Annotated in this window: 24 protein-coding genes; 16 read left to right on the top strand and 8 right to left on the bottom strand. The window is 59.0% G+C overall.

Annotated features, from left to right (window positions below; all coding sequences use genetic code 11):
* Positions 1-80 precede the first annotated feature (80 nt).
* The 3 genes from D5066_RS12600 to D5066_RS12590 all read left to right on the top strand — a co-directional run bounded on the left by D5066_RS12600 (position 81) and on the right by D5066_RS12590 (position 2774).
* Positions 81-851, top strand: a complete 771-nt coding sequence (locus D5066_RS12600; RefSeq protein WP_119916130.1) for a DeoR/GlpR family DNA-binding transcription regulator — start codon at positions 81-83, stop codon at positions 849-851.
* Between the two features lie 63 nt (positions 852-914).
* Positions 915-1517 (top strand): ATP-dependent Clp protease proteolytic subunit, encoded by a 603-nt coding sequence (locus D5066_RS12595; protein WP_119916129.1) that lies wholly within the window; start codon positions 915-917, stop codon positions 1515-1517.
* A gap of 135 nt (positions 1518-1652) precedes the next feature.
* Complete coding sequence (locus D5066_RS12590) at positions 1653-2774, top strand: ribosomal protein uL16 3-hydroxylase (protein ID WP_119916128.1); 1122 nt, start codon at positions 1653-1655, stop codon at positions 2772-2774.
* A gap of 91 nt (positions 2775-2865) precedes the next feature.
* On the opposite strand, the gene D5066_RS12585 is transcribed toward D5066_RS12590, so the two are convergent.
* A complete protein-coding gene (locus D5066_RS12585; RefSeq protein WP_119916127.1) occupies positions 2866-4281 on the bottom strand; it encodes an aminotransferase-like domain-containing protein in 1416 nt (471 codons plus the stop codon).
* Positions 4282-4457: 176 nt separating this feature from the next.
* Here D5066_RS12585 and D5066_RS12580 point away from each other — a divergent pair, with 176 nt between their 5' ends.
* Complete coding sequence (locus D5066_RS12580; protein ID WP_080328909.1) at positions 4458-4619, top strand: DUF1127 domain-containing protein; 162 nt, start codon at positions 4458-4460, stop codon at positions 4617-4619.
* A gap of 57 nt (positions 4620-4676) precedes the next feature.
* On the opposite strand, the gene pdxR is transcribed toward D5066_RS12580, so the two are convergent.
* Positions 4677-6065 (bottom strand): MocR-like pyridoxine biosynthesis transcription factor PdxR, encoded by a 1389-nt coding sequence (gene pdxR / locus D5066_RS12575; protein ID WP_119916126.1) that lies wholly within the window; start codon positions 6063-6065, stop codon positions 4677-4679.
* A gap of 101 nt (positions 6066-6166) precedes the next feature.
* Between pdxR and D5066_RS12570 the strand changes: the two genes are divergently transcribed.
* Entirely contained in the window at positions 6167-6646 is a 480-nt protein-coding gene (locus D5066_RS12570) for a carboxymuconolactone decarboxylase family protein (protein WP_010427243.1), read from the top strand.
* Here the strand turns inward: D5066_RS12570 and D5066_RS12565 are convergent.
* Positions 6633-7535, bottom strand: a complete 903-nt coding sequence (locus tag D5066_RS12565) for a LysR family transcriptional regulator (protein WP_119916125.1) — start codon at positions 7533-7535, stop codon at positions 6633-6635. The two genes, D5066_RS12570 and D5066_RS12565, sit on opposite strands and share 14 nt — an antisense overlap.
* Before the next feature lie 100 nt (positions 7536-7635).
* Here D5066_RS12565 and D5066_RS12560 point away from each other — a divergent pair, with 100 nt between their 5' ends.
* From D5066_RS12560 to D5066_RS12530, 7 genes are all read left to right on the top strand, one after another.
* Positions 7636-9051: an aldehyde dehydrogenase family protein gene (locus tag D5066_RS12560; RefSeq protein WP_119916124.1), complete on the top strand. Its 1416-nt coding sequence runs from the start codon at positions 7636-7638 to the stop codon at positions 9049-9051.
* 75 nt (positions 9052-9126) lie between these two features.
* Complete coding sequence (locus tag D5066_RS12555) at positions 9127-9450, top strand: antibiotic biosynthesis monooxygenase family protein (RefSeq protein ID WP_119916123.1); 324 nt, start codon at positions 9127-9129, stop codon at positions 9448-9450.
* Positions 9443-9838, top strand: coding sequence for an amino acid-binding protein (locus D5066_RS12550; RefSeq protein ID WP_119916122.1), 396 nt, complete (start codon positions 9443-9445; stop codon positions 9836-9838). The genes D5066_RS12555 and D5066_RS12550 overlap by 8 nt, the downstream gene beginning before the upstream one ends.
* A complete protein-coding gene (locus D5066_RS12545) occupies positions 9813-10508 on the top strand; it encodes an ArsR/SmtB family transcription factor (RefSeq protein ID WP_119916121.1) in 696 nt (231 codons plus the stop codon). The genes D5066_RS12550 and D5066_RS12545 overlap by 26 nt, the downstream gene beginning before the upstream one ends.
* 147 nt (positions 10509-10655) lie before the next feature.
* Positions 10656-11126, top strand: coding sequence for a MarR family winged helix-turn-helix transcriptional regulator (locus D5066_RS12540; RefSeq protein WP_080328917.1), 471 nt, complete (start codon positions 10656-10658; stop codon positions 11124-11126).
* A complete protein-coding gene (locus D5066_RS12535; RefSeq protein WP_119916120.1) occupies positions 11123-12190 on the top strand; it encodes an HlyD family secretion protein in 1068 nt (355 codons plus the stop codon). Before D5066_RS12540 ends, D5066_RS12535 begins: the two co-directional genes overlap by 4 nt.
* Positions 12180-13244 carry a DUF2955 domain-containing protein gene (locus D5066_RS12530; protein ID WP_080328919.1) on the top strand — a complete coding sequence of 355 codons (1065 nt, stop codon included), beginning with the start codon at positions 12180-12182 and terminating at the stop codon, positions 13242-13244. The genes D5066_RS12535 and D5066_RS12530 overlap by 11 nt, the downstream gene beginning before the upstream one ends.
* Here D5066_RS12530 and D5066_RS12525 read toward each other — a convergent pair.
* Complete coding sequence (locus D5066_RS12525) at positions 13235-13615, bottom strand: tautomerase family protein (RefSeq protein WP_119916119.1); 381 nt, start codon at positions 13613-13615, stop codon at positions 13235-13237. The genes D5066_RS12530 and D5066_RS12525 overlap by 10 nt on opposite strands.
* Positions 13615-13923, bottom strand: coding sequence for a carboxymuconolactone decarboxylase family protein (locus D5066_RS12520; RefSeq protein ID WP_119916118.1), 309 nt, complete (start codon positions 13921-13923; stop codon positions 13615-13617). Before D5066_RS12520 ends, D5066_RS12525 begins: the two co-directional genes overlap by 1 nt.
* Before the next feature lie 97 nt (positions 13924-14020).
* Between D5066_RS12520 and D5066_RS12515 the strand changes: the two genes are divergently transcribed.
* Positions 14021-14884 (top strand): LysR substrate-binding domain-containing protein, encoded by an 864-nt coding sequence (locus D5066_RS12515; protein ID WP_119916117.1) that lies wholly within the window; start codon positions 14021-14023, stop codon positions 14882-14884.
* Here D5066_RS12515 and D5066_RS12510 read toward each other — a convergent pair.
* On the bottom strand, positions 14874-16142 hold the full coding sequence (locus tag D5066_RS12510; protein ID WP_119916116.1) for a DUF445 domain-containing protein: 1269 nt from the start codon (positions 16140-16142) through the stop codon (positions 14874-14876). The genes D5066_RS12515 and D5066_RS12510 overlap by 11 nt on opposite strands.
* Positions 16143-16312: 170 nt before the next feature.
* Between D5066_RS12510 and D5066_RS12505 the strand changes: the two genes are divergently transcribed.
* The 3 genes from D5066_RS12505 to D5066_RS12495 all read left to right on the top strand — a co-directional run bounded on the left by D5066_RS12505 (position 16313) and on the right by D5066_RS12495 (position 18477).
* Positions 16313-16600, top strand: a complete 288-nt coding sequence (locus tag D5066_RS12505; RefSeq protein WP_119916115.1) for a BrnT family toxin — start codon at positions 16313-16315, stop codon at positions 16598-16600.
* Positions 16587-16889: a BrnA antitoxin family protein gene (locus D5066_RS12500; RefSeq protein ID WP_119916114.1), complete on the top strand. Its 303-nt coding sequence runs from the start codon at positions 16587-16589 to the stop codon at positions 16887-16889. The genes D5066_RS12505 and D5066_RS12500 overlap by 14 nt, the downstream gene beginning before the upstream one ends.
* A 217-nt stretch (positions 16890-17106) precedes the next feature.
* Complete coding sequence (locus D5066_RS12495; RefSeq protein WP_119916113.1) at positions 17107-18477, top strand: NAD-dependent succinate-semialdehyde dehydrogenase; 1371 nt, start codon at positions 17107-17109, stop codon at positions 18475-18477.
* A gap of 45 nt (positions 18478-18522) precedes the next feature.
* On the opposite strand, the gene D5066_RS12490 is transcribed toward D5066_RS12495, so the two are convergent.
* Entirely contained in the window at positions 18523-18843 is a 321-nt protein-coding gene (locus D5066_RS12490) for a hypothetical protein (protein ID WP_028015390.1), read from the bottom strand.
* Positions 18843-19388 (bottom strand): YfaZ family outer membrane protein, encoded by a 546-nt coding sequence (locus tag D5066_RS12485; RefSeq protein WP_119916112.1) that lies wholly within the window; start codon positions 19386-19388, stop codon positions 18843-18845. The genes D5066_RS12490 and D5066_RS12485 overlap by 1 nt, the downstream gene beginning before the upstream one ends.
* Between the last annotated feature and the right edge of the window lie 163 nt (positions 19389-19551).

Genomic DNA, 19551 nt, shown 5'->3' with positions numbered 1-19551 from the left:
GTTACCCTCGTTGTTTGTGTTGCGCGGTTATGCAACATTATGCGCATTAATACTCGATTAGAATTTTCAAAGGACTTTCAATGCTCGATTATGCAGCTTTCCCGGAGCAACGACAAGAGCGGATCCGCCAGATCCTTCAGGAGAGCGGAAGGGTGGTCTGTACCGAGCTGGCGAGCCAGATGAATGTATCCGAGCACACCATTCGCCGTGATTTACATGAACTTAGCAAAGAGGGCTATTGCAAAAAGGTCTACGGCGGCGCGGTGCTTCAGTTGCCGGATGCGGGAAATTTTTTCAGCCGGGAACAGAAAATAAGTGCAGAAAAGCACACAATCGCGCAGAAAGCAGCAACGCTGGTGAAGCCTGGCGGCTGTATTTTTATCGACGCGGGCACGACCAACCTGGCGCTGGCGAAGGCCCTTCCGGCGGATCTTCGCGTTACGGTGGTGACCAACTCCCCGGCGATTGCCGCGGAGCTGCTGCATCATCCTCTGTGCGAGGTAATCATCACCGGCGGGCAGATCCAGCGAGCGTCCGGCGGAACGGTTGGCGCCACGGCGGCGAGCCAGATCCAGGGCATTATCTTCGATCAGGCCTTTATCGGCGGCTGTGCGATGGATCCTGAGACGGGGCTTACGGGGTTTGATTTTGCCGACTGCGAGTTTAAAAAAGCCGTGATTGCCCAGAGTACCCAGACCATCGTGGCCCTGACCGCAGACAAGCTTCCCGGCGTCGCGCGCTTTGTGGTCGCGAAGAGCCGCGACATTGATGTGCTGGTGGTGGAAGAGGGGATGGAACAGGGCATTTTTGACGCGCTGGCGGCGCAGGATGTTCGCATTGTGTGCGCCTGAGGACTTTCACGGGTAAAACAGGCTACACTCTGGTTTTGAGCGCTAATTGCTGAGGACGTAACAATGCACTACACACTGAAAGAAAGCGACAAGGACAAAGCGGAAGGGTCAAGCGGCGCGGGCGTTCTGCAGCAAAAACTGCTGGAGTCCCGTTCGATTGTCATCTCCGGTGAGATCAACCAGGAGCTGGCGCAGAAGGTGATCACCCAGATGATCCTGCTGCAAAGCGTCAGCAACGATCCGATCAAGCTGTACATCAACAGCCAGGGCGGCCACGTGGAAGCGGGCGATACCATCCACGACTTCATCAAGTTCATTCGTCCGGAAGTGCACGTCATCGGCACCGGCTGGGTGGCGAGCGCCGGGATCACCATCTTCCTGGCGGCGAAGAAAGAGCATCGCTACTCGCTGCCGAATACCCGCTTTATGATCCACCAGCCGCTGGGCGGCGTGCGCGGTCAGGCAACGGATATTGAGATCGAAGCGCGCGAGATCATCCGCATGCTGGATCGCGTGAACAAGCTGATCGCCGACGCCACCGGCCAGCCGCTGGAAAAAGTGAAAAAAGACACCGACCGCAACTACTGGATGTCTCCGGCAGAAGCGCTGGACTACGGCATCGTGGGCAAGCTGATTACCCACTACGACGAGCTGAACCTGGATTAAGATTTAACGCCGTGTACGCGTCGGGTGGCGGCTTCGCCTTACCCGACCTACGCGTGCTCGTTTGACCCATGACAAGTTCCCCCTCTGCCTTCTTGCCTATAATCGCGCCTGTTTCCCCTCTCACTGGTGCTACCCATGGCGTATCAACTGAACCTGAACTGGCCGGAATTTCTTGAAAAATACTGGCAAAAACAACCCGTTGTGCTGAAAAATGCCTTCCCGAATTTTGTCGACCCGATTACCCCGGACGAGCTGGCAGGTCTGGCGATGGAGCCGGAAGTCGATAGTCGTCTGGTAAGCCATTCCAACGGTAAATGGCAGGCCAGCAATGGTCCGTTTGAGCACTTTGACGATCTGGGCGAAACCGGCTGGTCGCTGCTGGCGCAGGCGGTGAACCACTGGCATATGCCCGCCGCGGAGCTGGTGCGTCCGTTCCGCGTCCTGCCGGACTGGCGTCTGGATGACCTGATGATCTCCTTCTCCGTGCCGGGCGGCGGCGTGGGTCCGCATATCGATCAGTACGACGTGTTTATCATTCAGGGGATGGGGAGCCGCCGCTGGCGCGTGGGCGACAAGCTGCCGATGCGTCAGTTCTGCCCGCATCCGGCGCTGCTGCATGTCGATCCGTTCGAGCCGATCATCGACGAAGATCTTGCCCCGGGCGATATCCTCTACATCCCGCCTGGATTCCCGCACGACGGCTTTACCCATGAGACGGCGCTGAACTACTCCGTCGGCTTCCGCGGGCCGAACGGTCGCGATCTGATCAGCAGCTTCGCCGATTATGCGCTGGAAAACGATCTGGGCGGCGAGCACTACAGCGATCCGGATCTGACCTGCCGCGAACACCCTGGCCGCGTGGAGCAGTACGAGCTCGATCGCATTCGTCAGATGATGATCGACATGATCGGCAAGCCGGATGATTTCACAAAATGGTTCGGCAGCTTTGTCTCGACGCCGCGCCACGAGCTGGATATCGCCGCCGCCGAGCCGCCGTATTCAGCAGAAGAGGTACTGGACGCGCTGCAGGGCGGCGAAACGCTGTCTCGCCTGAGCGGCCTGCGCGTGCTGAACGTTAACGGCAGCTTCTTCATCAACAGCGAACAGCTGGAGACGGTAGACGCGAAGGGCGCGGACGCGCTGTGCCGCTACACCGAGCTCGGACAGGCCGAGCTGGGCGACGCGCTGAAAAACCCGGCGTTTGTTGAAGAGCTCACCGGGCTGATTAACCAGGGGTACTGGTACTTCGACGAGTAGTGCGGCCTGTTGCCCGGTGGCGCTGCGCTTACCGGGCCTACAAGGGCAAGAACGTAGGCTGGGTAAGGCGAAGCCGCCACCCGGCAAAACACTACTCCTCCATCGCAATCACAATCGCTTCGCCCATCTTCCTCAGCGCCTCGCGATTTTTGTCCGTCGGCGGTAGCGCCACATTGATCCGCAGACAGTTGCGGTACTTCCCGGAGGCGGAAAACAGCGACCCGGCCGCGGCCTGGATCTTCAGCCGACACAGCTGCTTGCTGACGCACACCATATCCACCTTCTCCGGCAGCTCAATCCACAGCAGGAAGCTTCCCTGCGGGCGCGTGACGCAAATCTCTGTCGGAAAATACTGCCGTACCCAGCAGGTATAGGTTTCCATATTCTGCTGATAAATCTGGCGCATACGGCGCACGTGGCGATGGTAATGGCCGTCGCGAATAAACGCCGCTACCGCCATCTGGGTGCCCGGCACGTTAAACCCGCCCGCGGCGTATTTCATGTGCATCACCCGGTCGTAATAGCGCCCCGGCACAATCCAGCCGACGCGCAGGCCCGGCGCCACGGTTTTGGTAAACGAGCTGCAGAGGATCACGCGGCCATCAATGTCCATCGAGTGAATGGTGCGCGGGCGCGGGTACTCCGCCGCCAGCTCGCCGTAAATGTCATCCTCCACAATCACAATATCGTGCCGCTGGGCGAGGGCTAACACCTGCTTTTTCCGCGCTTCGGGCATGATAAACCCGAGTGGGTTATTGCAGTTGGGCACCAGAATCACCGCCTTGATCGGCCACTGCTCCAGCGCCAGCTCTAACGCCTCAATGCTGATCCCGGTCTCGGGATCGGTAGGGATTTCAATCGCCTTGATGTCAAACCCGCGCAGCATCTGCATGGTGCCGTGAAAAGACGGCGACTCCACCGCCACGATATCCCTCGGCTTGCACACCGAGAGCAGGGCGATCGACAGCGCGCCGTGGCAGCCGTTGGTGATGACAATCTCGTTTGCCGCGACGGTAGAGCCGCCGTCCAGCATCAGGCGGGCGATCTGTTCGCGTAGCTCAAGGCGGCCATCGAGCACGTCATAGCTCAGCATCTCGCTCGGGTTATGCTGCGCAAGGCGGCTCATCTCGCGCCACAGGGGCTTCAGGCTTGGCTGGTTAATGTCCGGCGAGCCGCCGCCAAACGAAATCATCTCTTTGTCGGCGCGGGCGTCCAGCAGCATCATCACCTCGTCCCATTGGGTGACGTCCACCGGGCGCTGCACCGGGCGCGTCATCGCCGGGACGGGCGGCTGGGCTTTGCGTTTAGAGACAAAATAACCGGAGCGCGGCTGAGGGGTGATCAGCTGGAGATTTTCGAGGATCTGATAGGCCTGCTGTATGGTGCTGATACTCACGCCGTGCTCCTGGCTCAGCGCGCGCACCGACGGCAACCGCTCGCCGCTGCGATACAGCCCTTGTTCAATGCGTTCTGCCAGAAGATTGGCGAGATGTTGATAGCGCGTCATGCTGTATCCTTTGTTTTCACCATACAGATTGTTAAACCAGTACAGATTGCCGCAAAAAACGGCATGCAGATATCGTTTTAGCGGATCTGTATGTTAAACAAAAGCTGTTTTTGAGTCTGTATTGTGAAGGCCGATTTCCAGGATGATAACCCCACTGGTACAGTGAGGAGAGCATCATGGAATTCTATGAGAACCGTTCAAAACGTCCGTTTGTCGCGTTTGTCTGGATCGGCAAAACGATCCGCAACTGGTATCGCATCAACCGTACCCGCCGCATCCTGAGCCAGATGAGCGACGAGCAGCTCAAGGACGTTGGGTTGTCGCGGAATGATGTGTAGGCGAAGATAAACCGTGGATCGTAGGCCGGGTAAGGCGTAGCCGCCACCCGGCGGTGTTCAGCTCAACAGTTCAAGCGTCTGCCGCTTCGGCCTTTCCAGCAAATCCAGCGCCTCCTGATACGACCGCACGTTGTTATAGCCCATCACCAGCCCGTAGCGCTTCCCGGACCCGCGATACCACTCCGAAAGCGCATTCACCTGCAGCTGCTGTTCCTGCCAGCAGCGGGCCACTTCCCGGTCACAGCTCCCTTTGCTCAGAAACGCCACGATATGCATTCCGCCGTCGTTTTGCTCGGTGAAAAACAGGTCGCCATACACCTCGCGCAGGGCGGCAATCATCCAGTCGCGGCGGGTCTGATAGAGCGCGCGCATCTTCTTGAGATGACGGAAAAAATGCCCTTCGTTGAGAAACGCGGTGAGGATCTTCTGCGTCAGCACCGGCTGGCCGCTGGTGGTGATATCCGCGCAGTCGGTAAACGCCCCGACGGTGCTGGCGGGCATCACCACGTAGCCCATGCGCAGCGACGGCATGATGGTTTTACTGAAGGTGCCCATAAAAATCACCCGGTCGTGCTGGTCGAGGCTTTTCAGTGACGGCAGCACCTTGCGGGTGTAGTGAAACTCCCCGTCGTAATCGTCTTCGATGATCCACGCCTCGTTCTGGCTGGCCCAGTCGAGCAACTGCTGCTTGCGCGGCAGGGAGAGCGTCACCGCCAGCGGGCTCTGGTGCGACGGGGTGACGATGGCAAAACGCGCGTCGCGATGGTGACGGAGCAGGTATTCCGTGTCGATACCTGAACGATCGACCGGCACCGTGTGCAGGCGCGGCACGATCCGCTTCAGCAGTTGCTGGCCCATAAAGTAGCCCGGATCTTCAAACACCACCTTGTCGCTGCGGCTGGCGAGGGTGTCGAGGATCAGCCGCAGGCTGCCGCTGTAGCCGCTGGTGATCAGCACCTGTTCGGCGCTGCAGGACAAGCCGCGCGAGATATTGAGATAGCTGGCGATGGCCTGACGCAGCGGATACCAGCCCAGGACGGGCGGGTTGAGCATCTCCTCCTGACGCATGGCGCGCGTCGCCTGGCCCGCCAGCAGCAGCCATTTTTTATACGGAAAGCTGTCGAGGGCAGGGATGCCGGGGCGCAGAAAACCGGCCCGCTCGCGCTGGCTGATAAGCGAGGCCGGAAGCGCTCCGGTGGGCTGTTCCGCCGGGGCAGCCCTGTCCGGCAGCAGTAAATCCGGGTTGACCCGCGTGCCGCGCGCGCCCTGGCTCACCAGATATCCTTCCCCCGTCAGAATGGCGTACGCCGTTTCGACGGTTTTACGCGCCACCTTCAGCTCTTCCGCCAGCACGCGGATGGCAGGCACCTTATCGCCCGGCTTCAGCACGCCGCGGATGATGTTGTCGCGATAGCGGGAATAAATTTCGTGATAGCCCGGCTTCATGTCCTACCTCATTTCACGCTTTTTGTATCTTTTTACTATGTCATGAACGGCGTAGATTTGCCGCATCGCATGACACATGCCGCACATAAAGAGGAAAGACAATGAGCACTCGCGTTAACCACCATAAAGCCACACCTGCCCTTGCCAACGCGCTGTCTGCCCTGAGCATGGAGGTGGCAAAAACCTCCATCGACCCGGCGCTGAAGCACCTGATCGACATTCGCGTGTCGCAGCTGAACGGCTGCACCTTCTGCCTGGATATGCATTCTAAAGAGGCCAAAATCGCCGGCGAGCGCGAGCTGCGCCTGTACCATCTGGCGGCCTGGCGCGAGTCCCCGCTGTTCAGCGCCCGGGAGAAAGCCGCGCTGGCCTTCACCGAAGCGCTGACCCAGATTGGCGTGCACGGGGTGAGCGACGCGCTGTACCGCAGCGTGGCGGAGCACTTCTCGGACGTGGAGATTTCAGAGCTGAACTTCGCCATCGTGGCGATCAACGCCTGGAACCGCCTGGGGATCACCTCCCGCATGGAACCCGGCTCGCTGGATGCGGCTTACGGGCTGAATAAGGCTAACCTGGAATAATTCCGCGCTCGCGGATCATCGTCACCAGCGCCCGTAGCCCTGGCGGAACGTGGCGATGGCCGGGGTAATACAGGCGCAGCCCGGCAAAGGGTTGCGTCCAGTCGTTTAGGACGCTCACCAGTTCTCCCCGCTCAAGCTCTTCCCGGATATACAGTTCCGGCAAAAATCCTACTCCTAATCCCGCTTTCACGGCGCGGATCGAGGCAAACAGATCGGACGTCGCAAAGCGCGGCGGTACGGCAAGGGCGTACGTTTCCCCCCGACGCGCCAGCTCCCAGCGGTAGATCCCGCCGTGGGCCATGCGCATGCCGATCCCCTGATGTGAAAGCAGATCGTCCGGCGTCTGCGGAGTACCTTGACGGGCAAAATAGTCCGGCGTGGCGGTCACCAGCTGACGGATCTCCCCGGTCAGCGGCACGGCGATCATGTCCTGCGGCACGGACTCCTCAAGGCGGATCCCCGCGTCAAAGCCTTCCGCGACGATGTCGATCATGCGCGCTTCGCTGACGGTCTCCACGCGCATCTTCGGGTAGCGGATCATAAAGTCGATCAGCAGCTGGTCCAGAAACAGGGCGCCGATATGGTTCGGCACGTTCAGACGCAGCGTACCGGCGGGTTCCCCGGTGTCGCTGTGGATCTCCTCGCTGGCGAGACGGATCGCCTGCAGGGCCGGGCCGATACGCGCCACGTAGCGCTGTCCGGCGTCGGTGAGGGCCACGCTGCGGGTGGTGCGGTTAAAGAGGCGGGTATCAAGGCGGCTCTCCAGCCCGGCGATGGCGTTGCTTACCGCCGTGGCGGACATGCCCAGCTCCTGCGCCGCGGCGCGAAAGCTGCCGCGCCGCACCACCGCCATGACCACTTCCAGCTCTGTCAGACCTGAACGATGCATAGATTATCCTGAAAATCGAAACAACCCTTGCAGCATAGCGTGGATTATCGCAACGGAGAAGCCGTGCCAGACTGTGCTCACAGAGCCTGAGGAGGTTTATATGCACACCATCGAACAGATCTTTATTAACGGCGAATTTGTTATCCCGCACGGCACCGAGTGGTTTGATTTGTACAACCCGGCGACGGCACAGGTCATCGGCCAGGTACGCCTGGCGGATGAGGTTGACGCAGCGCGCGCCATTGCGGCGGCGAAAGCAGCGTTCCCCGCGTGGTCGCAGACGACAAAGCAGGAGCGCATCGCCGCGCTGAAGCGTATGCACGCTGCCGTGGCCGCTCGTCACGACGATCTGCTGGAAGCGGTCATCGAAGAGTACGGCGCGCCCGCCTCGCGCTCGGCGTGGATGGCCAGCTATCCGGCGGAGGTGATTGCTCAGGCCATTGAGGCGCTGGAGGCGTTTGAATTCGTCACCCCTGCGGGTGCAGCCACGGTGCAGATGACCCCGCTCGGCGTAGCCGGGCTGATTACGCCGTGGAACAGCGACGCCGGATTTATCTGCGGCAAGCTGGCGGCCGCGCTGGCCGCGGGCTGTACGGCGGTCATCAAGCCGAGCGAAATGAGCTCCCTGCAAACGCAGATTGTCACCGAAGCGCTGCGCGATGCCGCCCTGCCGCCGGGCGTGTTTAACATCGTTACCGGGCGCGGCGAAACGGTCGGTGACACTATCAGCCGCCATCCGGACGTGGTCAAAATCTCGTTTACCGGCTCCACGAATACCGGCAAGGCGATCCTGCGCAACGCGGCGGAAAGCTTTAAGCGCGTGACGCTGGAGTTAGGCGGCAAATCGCCGACGATCCTGCTCGATGACGTGGATCTGGCGCAGGCGATCCCGCTTGTCATTCAGGCCGGGTTTATGAACAGCGGGCAGGCGTGTGTGGCCGGAACGCGCATTCTGGTGCCTTACTCGCGCAAGGCGGAGATCGAAACCGCGCTGGCGCATGCCGTGGCGGCGGTGCAATCCGGCGACCCGCGCGATAAATCAACGGACGTCGGCCCGATGGTCAGCGAAAAACAGTGGCAGCGGGTGCAGGGCTATATCCGCAAAGGTGTCGAAGAGGGGGCGCGCCTGCTGGCGGGCGGCGAAGGGCGACCGGACGGGACGCGAGACGGCTGGTTTGTGCGCCCGACGCTGTTTGCCGACGTGAACAATCAGATGACCATTGCCCGTGACGAGATTTTCGGCCCTGTGCTGTGCGTAATCCCCTACCGTGACGAGGCGGAGGCGATTGCCATTGCTAACGACACGGACTACGGCCTGAGTGCGATGGTGCTGGGCGACGATTTGGACCGCGCGCGCCGCGTGGCGCAGCAGATTGTCTCCGGTCGCGTGCTGGTGAACACCCTTGCTCATGAACCGAAAGCGCCGTTTGGCGGGTTTAAGCACTCCGGCGTGGGGCGCGAGATGGGCGAGTGGGGGATCCGGGCGTTTATGGAGCCGAGGTCGGTTGTGGGCTAAAGCTTCGCTCTTTACCGAAGCATTGTGCTTTTCCATCCTGCATTCTCTCCTCACCTTCACAACGGAGAGACACCCATGATTGCAGTCCTTTTCGAAGCCAAAGTCGCGCCTGCCCATCAGGCGCGCTATCTTCAACTTGCCGCAGAGCTTAAGCCTTTGCTGGCCGACATCGACGGATTTATTGATATCGAACGGTTCCAGAGCCTGACGACCGACGGCAAAATCCTGTCCCTTTCCTGGTGGCGGGACGAAGAGGCCGTCCACCGCTGGAAGCAGAACGTTTTCCATCAGGCGGCGCAGGCCGAAGGGCGGGAGACGATTTTCTCTTTCTACCGTATTCGCGTAGCGCAGCTGGTACGGGAGTACAGTTCCGAAACGGGAGGGCACGCGAATGTATGACGTTCACGTGATTTTCAGCAACGGGCCCGGCGAGCTGGCGCGCTTTGGAGAGCTGTTAGGGCGCAACGGCGTGGGGCTTGAGGGCGGCGGTGTTTTCGGTACGGAAGCCCATTTTCTGGTGGAGGACGGGGAAAAAGCCCGCCGTGTGCTGATGGAGGCCGGGTTTAGCGTGCAGGCGGTGCGCAGGCCGGTTATCAGAAAACTCAAACAGGAGCGGCCCGGCGAGTTAGGTGAAATTGCGGCGGCGCTGGCGGCACGCGGCGTGTCTGTTCTAACCCAGTACAGCGACCATGCGAATCACCTTATTCTGCTGACGGATGATGATAAGCTGGCCGCAGAGATCACCGAACCCTGGGCGGCACATGTTAAAGACAAGCTTACCGACTGATAACGGCGCGGCGCTGGAGCAGGCCATTGCGGCGGTGGCGGCGGCAATGGCCGATCCGTCGCGCGTGAAGATGCTGTGTGCGCTGATGGATGGGCGGGCGTGGACCGCCACCGAACTGAGCACCGCGGCAGACGTTGCGCCGTCGACCGCCAGCGGGCATCTCGCCCGGCTGGTGGAGGGAAAGTTGATCACCTGCCTGTCTCAGGGGCGACACCGCTACTATCGTCTGGCCGGGCACGACGTGGCGGAGCTGGTCGAACAGATGATGGGGCTCTCCTGGGGCCGCATTGCGCCGCCGGAAACCACCGCGCCGAAGGCCATGCGGGAAGCCCGAACCTGCTACGACCATCTGGCGGGTACGGTGGCGGTAAAGATCTACGATTTTATGCAGGCGGAAGGCTGGCTGGAGGCAGATGGTTCAGCGCTCACGCTGTATGGCCGGGAGCAGTTTCTGAAACTTGGGATTCCGATAAATTCTCAATCCCGTCGCAAGGCCTGCTGCGCCTGTCTGGACTGGAGCGAGCGGCGGTTTCATCTTGGCGGTGAGGCGGGCGCGGCGCTGCTTATTCATCTGGAAAGCAAAGGGTGGATCCAGCGGGTGGCGGGGTACAGGGAGGTGGTGGTGACGACATCGGGAAAAAGTGCTATTCAGCGATTTTTTAGCAGCTAAAAAACGCCCGGTGGCGCTGCGCTTACCGGGCCTACGTGTAAATCGCCTCCCGTAACGCCTTTCACAATTCCTGCTCTTTCGTCTCACGTTTCTTGATACTTACCCTGATAACTATTATCTTGGCCGCGTGTGACGAGAGGTTCCCCCATGAGCGAAGAAGAACTGTTTAGCCGCAGGCCGATGGGCATGCGGATGGCGATGATCGTGCGCCAGTGGCGTGCGGTGATCGACGACGCCATTCTCGATACCGGGTTAACCCAGTCGAGCTGGACGGTGATGATGCAGCTTCATCAGCTCGGGGATAACGTCTCAATGAGTGAGCTGGCGGAGGTGCAGGGTATTGAACTGCCGCCGCTGATGCGCACCCTGACACAGCTGGAAAAACAGGGTTACCTGCTGCGCACCACATCGCCTTATGACAAGCGCATCCGGCTTCTGACGCTGACGCCTGAGGGAAAAGCCCTATTAAAAAGGCTCACTCAGGTGATTGAGACCTATCAGGCGCGCGTATCGCAACACATCGCGCCGGAGCATATCGAGATTTTCAGCGCCACATTGAATCAAATCGCCTGCAATTTGCGGACAATCCGCGAAGAAGACAACAAGACCGAAAAATAATGACCCCTGAACAAAAGTTTGCCCGCTGGGTAAGGGTAAGTATTGCCTCTTTCCTGCTGATGTTTATCTATTTTGTCGTCGCGGATATCTGGATCCCGCTGACGCCGGACTCCACCGTGATGCGCGTGGTGACGCCGGTTTCTCCACGCGTCTCCGGCTACGTGGCGGCGGTACATGTCCACAACAACAGCCTGGTGAAGCGCGGCGATCTGCTGTTTGCGCTCGACGACACGCCGTTTCGCAATAAAGTGGAGGCGGCGCAAATCGCGCTGGAGCAGGCGCGTCTCTCTAACGAACAGCTGGACGCGCAGATCGCCGCCGCGCAGGCCAGCCTGAAAACCGCGGTGCTGACCGCGCGTAACGACAAAGTGACCTTCGACCGCTACCAGAAGCTGAGCACGTTACAGAACGTCTCGCAGGCGGATCTGGATAAGGTCCGCACCGCCTGGCAGAGCAGCGAGCAGTCCGTCAGCTCCATTCAGGCCAACATCCATAACCTGCGCATTCAGCGCGGCGAGCGGGACGAGCACCGCAACGTGACGCTGCAAAAATACCGTAACGCGCTGGATGAAGCGGAACTCAACCTCGGCTGGACGAAGGTTTACGCCCAGGCGGACGGCACGGTCAGTAACCTGCAGTTAAGCCCCGGTTTTTACGCCTCATCCGGCTCCGCCGCGCTGGCGCTGGTTAACAACCAGACCGATATCGTGGCCGATTTCCGCGAGAAGAGCCTGCGCCACACCCGTCAGGGCACCGACGCCGCCGTGGTGTTCGACGCCTTCCCGGGACAGGTGTTTCGCGCCCACGTGACCAGCAGCGACGCGGGGATCCTCGCAGGTCAGGAGGCGGTTAACGGCCAGCTCTCCCAGCCGGAGACCTCTAACCGCTGGGTACGAGACGCCCAACGCATGCGCATTCACGTCGCGCTGGATGAGGCGCTGCCGAAGCCGCTGCCAACGGGCGCACGGGCGACCGTGCAGCTCTATAACAGCGAAGGGCCGTTTGCGCGCTTCTTCTCAGGGATGCAGATCCACCTGGTGAGCCTGCTGCACTATGTCTATTAATACGCTGGCGCGGGTCTTTACCCCGCACGGCAACATCGTCTATACGGCAAACGACTTTCGCCAGACTCTGCGCATCGTCTTCGCCGGGATGATAGCCCTGAGCATATCGAGCTTCTACAACACCAGCTACGGCGTGTTTTTCGTGGTCTACCCGATCATGCTGCTGTCGCTGGTGCCGGTCTTTAACCGCCACGTGGCGAAGCAGTTTATCTTCAGCGCATCGCTGAACTGCGTCGAAATGGTGATTATCATCGGCTATCTGTCGCAATGGCCGGTCATCATGACGCTGGTGGTGTTTGCTCTGTACGTGATGCGTTTTCGCTTTATGAGCAAAGGGCCGCTGTTCCTGTTTGGCTCGATGGGTGTGGTGTGCCAGAGCGTGATGCTCAACTTTATGAGCTACCCCACCACCAGCTGGCATACGTTGCTGTTTTCCAATATCGAAGCGAGCGTGATGGCGGTGTGCCTGAGTGCGCTGATGAACTACCTGCTGCCGGACGTTGAGCCCCGCAAGCCGCCGCCGCTGATTGAGAAAGACGACGCCCGCGTGCGCCACGAGTCGCTGCTCTCCGGCAGCGTCGCGACGCTGATTTTCGTGGTGTTTCAGATTAGCGACTTAAGCGATTCGCTCTCGGCGCTGATGGCGGGGATTCTGATCCTGTTCCCGATGCACTATCGCGGCGCGGTAATGAGCTCCATCTGGCGCGTGGTCGGGGTGGTGCTGGGCTGCCTCTACATTCTGGTGGTGCAGCTTATCCTCTACGATCACAGCAGCCATATGCTGCTGATGATGCCGCTGATTGGCCTCGGGCTGGCGTTTGGCGCGCGGCTGCACGTGATGGAGAAAGTGGGCGCGGGCGTGGGGTTTTCCAGCATCACCACCATCGGCATTATGTTCGGGCAAAACATGCACCCGGACAGCGACCTGGTGTTCAGCGATCTCTATCGCATCACCTCCGTCACCTTTTCGCTGGTGGCGACGCTGACGATGGTCTTTCTGGTGCATTTGATCCTGAACCGCTTCGCCGCCACGCGCTACGTCATTCAGGGATGATAGCGTTTGCCGCCGCTGAAGCTCCAGTCCTCAGCGGCCGTAAACTGGATAACGACCATCACGTCTCCACCTTCAATCCCCATCTTCTCATTCAGTTGCGCAGCCAGCTGGCGGTAGAGGGCAGATTTCTGTTCAGTGCTCCTCGGCTTACCAGCAACGATATTAAACAGTATCGCCCCCTCCGTTCTGCCCGTGCTGAGATAGTGCCGATCAATGTATCGATCCCCGGCCGCGAAGCATTCAAAAAAATGGAATCTGTCCTGCGCGGGAACGGCGAAGGTTTCCGTCAGCGCCTGGTGCAGAATGTCCGAGATCTGCTTTTGCTGCATCTCGCTGTAGCGATCACCCGTCATGATACGAACAAACGGCATTATTGTTTCTCCTCTGCAAGGCTGCTCAGCGCGCTGACGGCGGCCGGCCAGCCTGCATAAAACGCCAGATGGGTAAACGCTTCGGCTATTTCGTCGTCCGTCACGCCGTTTTGCCGGGCGAAGTCGATATGCCAGGGAAGCTGCGCGGTGCGCCCCAGGGCTGCCAGCGCGGCAAGCGTGATCAGACTGCGGTCCCGCGGGGCCAGCTGCGGACGTTGCCAGATATCGCCAAAAAGTACTTGCTGGCTCAGTTCCGCCAGCTTAGGGGAAACCTGCGCAAGCGTGTCGCGATTCAGTGTTGTGCTCATTTTTATTCCTCCTGTCGTCTGGAAATCACTCTCGCAGGCTGCCACCATAAATAAAATCGCAATGTTCAGGACTGAATATCCTGAAAATGAGGATGATATGGATAAACGCTTTTCAGCATTAGACCTGGACGCGCTGCGCAGCTTTGTGGAGGGGATTCAGTCCGCCAGTTTTGCCGAGGCGGCGGACAGGCTGTGTCGGTCCACCTCTGCGGTCAGTGCCCAGTTAAAAAAGCTGGAGCAGCAGTGTGGCGTGGCTCTGACCGTTAAGCAGGGGCGTACGCTGGCACTGACCCGAGAGGGTGAAATTCTGCTGAGCTACGCCCGGCGCATGCTGGCATTAAATGATGAAGCGCTTCGGGCTATCAGAGGTGAATTGCTTCAGGGCGAGGTGCGGCTGGGTATGCAGGAGGACTTTGGCGAGTCCGTGATGCCGAAGGTCCTCGGCGATTTTAACAGACAGCACCCTGAGCTCCGCATGACGGCACGCGTCGATCGTAACCCGCCGCTGCTGCGTGGCGTGGCAACAAACGAACTCGATCTGGCGCTGGTCTGGCAGGAAGGTCGAGAAGGTGACTATGTGCGAAGCGAACCGCTGGTATGGATTTGCCGGTCCAGCGAGGACATTGAGCTACTTCTGCAACGAGGTGAGCCGCTGCCGCTGGTGATGTTTGACGCGCCCTGCCTCCTGCGAAGCCGGGCCATCGCGGCGCTGGATGCCGCAGGTATCCCCTGGCGTATCGCTTTTACCAGCCATAGCCTGAGCGGGCTGTGGGCGGGCGTCAGCGCGGGGCTGGGTATGACGCTCCGCACGCGTATTGGTCTGCCAGAGACGTTACAGGTCGACAACCGCCTGCTGCCAGATGCAGGAGAACTGGGGATCGCGCTGCATCAAGGGAGCGCCTCCGCCAATGCAGCTATTTCCAGCATGAAGGCGTTGATCCTCAGGACGCTCAGTGGATAAGCGTTGGGACTTGCGAGAGTAAAAACAGGATCAGGCCAATCGTCCCGCCCACCAGCGTGCCGTTGACGCGGATGAACTGCAGGTCTTTGCCGATGTTAAGCTCTATCTGGCGGGACATGTCCCTGGCGTCCCAGCTTTTGACCGTGTCGCTGATATGGCGAGTCAGGAACGCGGCGAAATCCGGCGCGACGCGGTGCGCGGCCTGCTCCAGATGCTCGTTCAGCGACGCGCGCAGGCTGGCGTCGTTAGACAGCGTTTCGCCAAACCACAGCCCGGCGTTGGCGATGCGCTGCTTCACGCGTGAGTCCTCGCTCTGCATATCCGCCTTCAGCCACTGGCGCAGGTCGGCCCACATCTCCCCCAGATAGCGGTTAAATGCCTCGTCGTTTTTCAGGTAGTGCTTGATGTTGTCGGCTTTGGCCGCCATTTCCGGGTCGTTTTTCAGGTTGTCGATAAGCTTCAGCGTGGCGCGGTCGAACGCCTGACGGATCTGGTGCGTGCGATCGTGGCTGATATCATCCAGCAGCGTGTTCACCGCGTTCGATACCATCTCTGCGCTTTGATCGCCCAGCCACTCGGTGGGCAGTACCATCGCTTTGCGCGGGTGTTCGGTCTTCAGCCAGTGGACAATCTGATCGGCAATAAAGTCACGCGTGCTTTCCCGCTGAATCAGGGTTATCAGGCGGTTGATGATCGCATCCAGCAGCACCTGGTGGCGGTTGTTTTTGGTCATGCTCTCCAGCATCACGGCGCTGGTTTCGGTGAAATCCACCTTGTCGATGGCCTTATGCACCGCGCGTTTAAGCAGGCGCTGTATGCGTCCGTCGTCGGTGAGTTCGAGAAAACCGCTCATCACCTGCATCAGATGCAGCCCGACGCGCTGGGCGTTGTCGGGCTTGCTGAACCAGGCGCCAATCATCTGCGCTGGCTCATAGCGGCGGATCAACGCGACCAGCGACTGAGTATCAAGAAACTTCTCCTGCACGAACTGGCCGAGATTGTCGCCGATCCGGTCCTTATTGCGCGGGATAATTGCCGTATGGCGCGAGATAAACGGAATGGGCACCCGGCGGAACAGCGCGACGACCGCAAACCAGTCCGCCAGCGCGCCGACCATCGCCGCCTCGGCAATGGCTTTGACGCCGCGCACCCAGAAGGTCTGCGGCAGGAACAGGGTGGTGATAAACGCCGCGGCGGCAACCAGCAGCAGCGAAAGCGCAAGGAGCTTGGCGCGTTTGAGTTCAGCGATTTTTTCCATGGGGTAAGGATAGAGGGAAGCGGGGGGAAAGTGCAAAGCAGGAGAGAAATCTTCGCACTTCAGTATCTGGAATGCGCCTTCAGAAATTGAAATTTGATGATGTCGGCTGGTTCATTTTACGAACGTTTTGTATATGCTTTTTTGTATATACAATAAAGTAAGGGTACACTATGCCAACGGAGTTTGAATGGGATACCAACAAAGCGAAAAGCAATCTAATTAAGCATGGGATCCGCTTTGAAGAGGCTGTTCTGGTGTTTGACGATCCTTACCATTTATCTTTGCAGGATCGTCATGAAAATGGAGAGTTCCGTTGGCAGACCATTGGCCTTGTACATGGTCTAATTGTCATTATGGTCGCACACACGGTACGTTTTGAAAGTGGTGACGAAGTCATTCGAATCATTAGCGCGCGAAAGGCGGACCGTAAAGAGAGGAGCCGTTATGAGCATTGTTAAACATAAACGCGGGAGTGCGCCTGAGGTTAGTGCTCGTCGTGAGGCTGAGCTCAAAGCACTAGCCGCAAAATCGGAAGCAGAGATTGATTACAGCGATATCCCTGCTACGGGGGATGAACAGTGGTCAGGGGCAGTGCGAGGGAAGTTCTATCGACCCCTCAAAACTCAGGCGTCGGTACGCATTGACGCTGACGTGATGGAGTGGCTTAAACGGCCTGGCAAAGGTTACCAGACGCGGCTCAATGCCATTTTACGTGAAGCAATGCTGCGCGATCAAAACAAAAAATAAGCAACGGGCAGCATCAGGCTGCCCGCTATCTCAGCGTATATTTTCCACTAACCGCCATTGCACCTACCTTCCAACCTCGATTAGCCCCGGCTCCCACTTCAGCGAACCGCCCGGCACTGCTTAACTCAGAACCTTCCGGATATACCCAACTTTACGTCCACAGCCAGTCATGTTGACTACCCTTAATACCCTAAGCGGTAAAACATGGAGATTCGATATGGCTTATCAGACAGTAAATCCTGCCACTAACCAGCTCATCAAAGAATACCCCTCACATACCGACGCGGATATCGAAGCGGCGCTCAAGGCGGCCGATGCGCTTTACCATTCGGACTGGGCGAAAGGCGACATCAGCCAGCGTCTGCCGGTGCTGCATAAGCTCGCCGACCTGATCGACGAGCGCGTGGAGGATCTGGCGAAGATTGCCAGCCAGGAGATGGGTAAGCTCATCGAACAAAGCCGCGGCGAGGTGAAGCTGTGCGCGCAGATCGCCCGCTACTACGCCGACAACGCGAAGCAGTTCCTCGCCCCGGTGAAGTACGACTCTGAACTCGGGGAAGCGTGGGTGGAGCATCACCCCATTGGCGTGCTGATGGCCGTCGAGCCGTGGAACTTCCCGTACTACCAGCTGATGCGCGTTCTGGCGCCAAACCTGGCGGCGGGTAACCCGGTGATCGCCAAACATGCCAGCATCGTGCCGCACTGCGCCGAAACGTTTGCACATCTGGTGCGCGAGGCGGGCGCGCCGGAAGGGGCGTGGACCAACCTGTTTATCTCGTCTGAACAGGTGGCGAATATCATCGCAGACGATCGCGTGCAGGGCGCAGCGCTAACCGGTTCTGAAAAGGCAGGCAGCGTGGTGGCCGCGCAGGCGGCGAAGCATATCAAGAAATCCACACTCGAGCTGGGCGGTAACGACGTGTTCGTGGTGCTGGACGATGCGGACCTGGATAAAGCCGTTAAGATTGGCGTGAATGCCCGACTCAACAACGCCGGGCAGGTTTGTACCGCGGCGAAGCGCTTTATCCTGCACGAGAAAATTGCTGACGCGTTCCTCAGCAAATTTACCGAGGCGTTTAAGCAGGTGAAGATTGGCGATCCGCTGGACGAGAGCACCACGCTGGGGCCGCTCTCTTCCAAAGATGCGCTGGAAACGCTGACCAAACAGGTTAACGAGGCGGTGAAAAGCGGTGCCACGCTGCACTATGGCGGCAAGCCGGTGCAGCGCGACGGTAGCTTCTTCGAACCGACGATCCTGACGAATATCTCCCGCGACAACCCGGCGTACTTCGAAGAGTTCTTCGGCCCGGTGGCGCAGATGTACGTGGTGAAAAACGACGACGAGGCGGTCGCGCTGGCGAACGACTCCCACTACGGCCTGGGCGGGGCGGTGTTCAGCCAGGACATCGAGCGCGCGAAGAAAATGGCGTCGCGGATCGAGACCGGGATGGTGTACATCAACTGGCTCACCGATACCGCAGCAGAGCTGCCGTTCGGCGGCGTGAAGCGCTCCGGCTACGGACGCGAGCTGTCGGATCTGGGGATCAAAGAGTTTGTGAACCAGAAGCTGGTGGTGGTGCGTCAGTAAGCGGTCATAAAAAACCTGCCGGTCGGCAGGTTTTTTTTCAGTTGATTACTGGACTTCGATCTTGTCCCAGCCGCTTTTGAACATGCAGCTGTCGACTAACGTATCCCGGCGATATTCATTCGCGTCTTCAACCGTGTAGCTCGTGGAAATATCCTTTTTCTTGTTCTTTTTGTCCGTTTTTTCGGAGCTCGAACCGGTCACCACGTTGTCCGGGGGCAAATCAATCAGCGCCTGCGCTTCGCATTCCGTGAGCTTTTTATTCATCTCAGCGTCGCTGACGCCCGGTTTTACCCATTTGTACTGGACGCAGCCGGTGAGCATCAGCGTGAGGCTCAGAACGCAAAGCGCGGTAATGCGGTGTTTCATCAGAAGGTCACTCCACCGCCTACATATGCGCCGTCAATCAGCGTGTGGCCAGGACGACCGTCTTTGCCGTCCACGCTTACGTGGCGGTAGCCCACTTTCAGGGTTACTGGCGTAATCGGCGTCCAGCTTACGCCGCCGTTGGCTTCCACGTAGTTTTTCACGCTGTTGTTCAGGCCTTCTGGTGCCACATAGCCTTCACCGTAAACGTGGATGCTGTCGGTCAGGGCAACGTTTACGCCACCGCCAATCGGGAACGCCACGCCGTTATCGCCTTTTTTCGGGCCGATGTAGATGGCCTTTGCGCCCGCGTTCAGCATTACCGGGCCAAGACCCAGGTTATAGCCTGCGCCCACGCCACCTGTCTGGGTACCATCATCGGTGTTTTTCAGCCAGTTGCTTTCGAGATAAACACCGGATGAGGATTTGCCCATTTCCAGGTTGAGGTTAGTAAAGTTTTTACCCTGCTCAACGCTGCCGCCCATTGCCAGTGCGGAACCCGAGAAGGCGGTCAGCGCAGAAAGAAGAAGGATATTCAGTTTTTTCATGTTTCATGCCTCGTCATCAAATTAATCTGAGGGCACCTTAACAAGCGATGTTTATGACTGCAAATGTGATGCAAATCGACTTTTCATGCTGTAATTGTTAATTTTTTTATTTTTATTTGTAACGCTGAAGTTGGGTTGTGGGGGTGTCAATGCGCAAATTTCA

Origin of the sequence: Enterobacter chuandaensis, assembly GCF_003594915.1 — a bacterium.
Lineage (GTDB): Bacteria > Pseudomonadota > Gammaproteobacteria > Enterobacterales > Enterobacteriaceae > Enterobacter > Enterobacter chuandaensis.
The sequence above is the reverse complement of the archived record's forward strand: the minus strand, read 5'-3'. Positions and strand labels throughout refer to the sequence as shown.

What these genes read in the sequence shown, in the direction of transcription:
- D5066_RS12600 (WP_119916130.1), top strand. Translation starts at nt 81, where the DNA reads ATGCTCGATTATGCAGCTTTCCCGGAGCAACGACAAGAGCGGATCCGC.
- D5066_RS12595 (WP_119916129.1), top strand. Translation starts at nt 915, where the DNA reads ATGCACTACACACTGAAAGAAAGCGACAAGGACAAAGCGGAAGGGTCA.
- D5066_RS12590 (WP_119916128.1), top strand. Translation starts at nt 1,653, where the DNA reads ATGGCGTATCAACTGAACCTGAACTGGCCGGAATTTCTTGAAAAATAC.
- D5066_RS12585 (WP_119916127.1), bottom strand. Translation starts at nt 4,281, where the DNA reads ATGACGCGCTATCAACATCTCGCCAATCTTCTGGCAGAACGCATTGAA.
- D5066_RS12580 (WP_080328909.1), top strand. Translation starts at nt 4,458, where the DNA reads ATGGAATTCTATGAGAACCGTTCAAAACGTCCGTTTGTCGCGTTTGTC.
- pdxR (WP_119916126.1), bottom strand. Translation starts at nt 6,065, where the DNA reads ATGAAGCCGGGCTATCACGAAATTTATTCCCGCTATCGCGACAACATC.
- D5066_RS12570 (WP_010427243.1), top strand. Translation starts at nt 6,167, where the DNA reads ATGAGCACTCGCGTTAACCACCATAAAGCCACACCTGCCCTTGCCAAC.
- D5066_RS12565 (WP_119916125.1), bottom strand. Translation starts at nt 7,535, where the DNA reads ATGCATCGTTCAGGTCTGACAGAGCTGGAAGTGGTCATGGCGGTGGTG.
- D5066_RS12560 (WP_119916124.1), top strand. Translation starts at nt 7,636, where the DNA reads ATGCACACCATCGAACAGATCTTTATTAACGGCGAATTTGTTATCCCG.
- D5066_RS12555 (WP_119916123.1), top strand. Translation starts at nt 9,127, where the DNA reads ATGATTGCAGTCCTTTTCGAAGCCAAAGTCGCGCCTGCCCATCAGGCG.
- D5066_RS12550 (WP_119916122.1), top strand. Translation starts at nt 9,443, where the DNA reads ATGTATGACGTTCACGTGATTTTCAGCAACGGGCCCGGCGAGCTGGCG.
- D5066_RS12545 (WP_119916121.1), top strand. Translation starts at nt 9,813, where the DNA reads ATGTTAAAGACAAGCTTACCGACTGATAACGGCGCGGCGCTGGAGCAG.
- D5066_RS12540 (WP_080328917.1), top strand. Translation starts at nt 10,656, where the DNA reads ATGAGCGAAGAAGAACTGTTTAGCCGCAGGCCGATGGGCATGCGGATG.
- D5066_RS12530 (WP_080328919.1), top strand. Translation starts at nt 12,180, where the DNA reads ATGTCTATTAATACGCTGGCGCGGGTCTTTACCCCGCACGGCAACATC.
- D5066_RS12525 (WP_119916119.1), bottom strand. Translation starts at nt 13,615, where the DNA reads ATGCCGTTTGTTCGTATCATGACGGGTGATCGCTACAGCGAGATGCAG.
- D5066_RS12520 (WP_119916118.1), bottom strand. Translation starts at nt 13,923, where the DNA reads ATGAGCACAACACTGAATCGCGACACGCTTGCGCAGGTTTCCCCTAAG.
- D5066_RS12515 (WP_119916117.1), top strand. Translation starts at nt 14,021, where the DNA reads ATGGATAAACGCTTTTCAGCATTAGACCTGGACGCGCTGCGCAGCTTT.
- D5066_RS12510 (WP_119916116.1), bottom strand. Translation starts at nt 16,142, where the DNA reads ATGGAAAAAATCGCTGAACTCAAACGCGCCAAGCTCCTTGCGCTTTCG.
- D5066_RS12505 (WP_119916115.1), top strand. Translation starts at nt 16,313, where the DNA reads ATGCCAACGGAGTTTGAATGGGATACCAACAAAGCGAAAAGCAATCTA.
- D5066_RS12500 (WP_119916114.1), top strand. Translation starts at nt 16,587, where the DNA reads ATGAGCATTGTTAAACATAAACGCGGGAGTGCGCCTGAGGTTAGTGCT.
- D5066_RS12495 (WP_119916113.1), top strand. Translation starts at nt 17,107, where the DNA reads ATGGCTTATCAGACAGTAAATCCTGCCACTAACCAGCTCATCAAAGAA.
- D5066_RS12490 (WP_028015390.1), bottom strand. Translation starts at nt 18,843, where the DNA reads ATGAAACACCGCATTACCGCGCTTTGCGTTCTGAGCCTCACGCTGATG.
- D5066_RS12485 (WP_119916112.1), bottom strand. Translation starts at nt 19,388, where the DNA reads ATGAAAAAACTGAATATCCTTCTTCTTTCTGCGCTGACCGCCTTCTCG.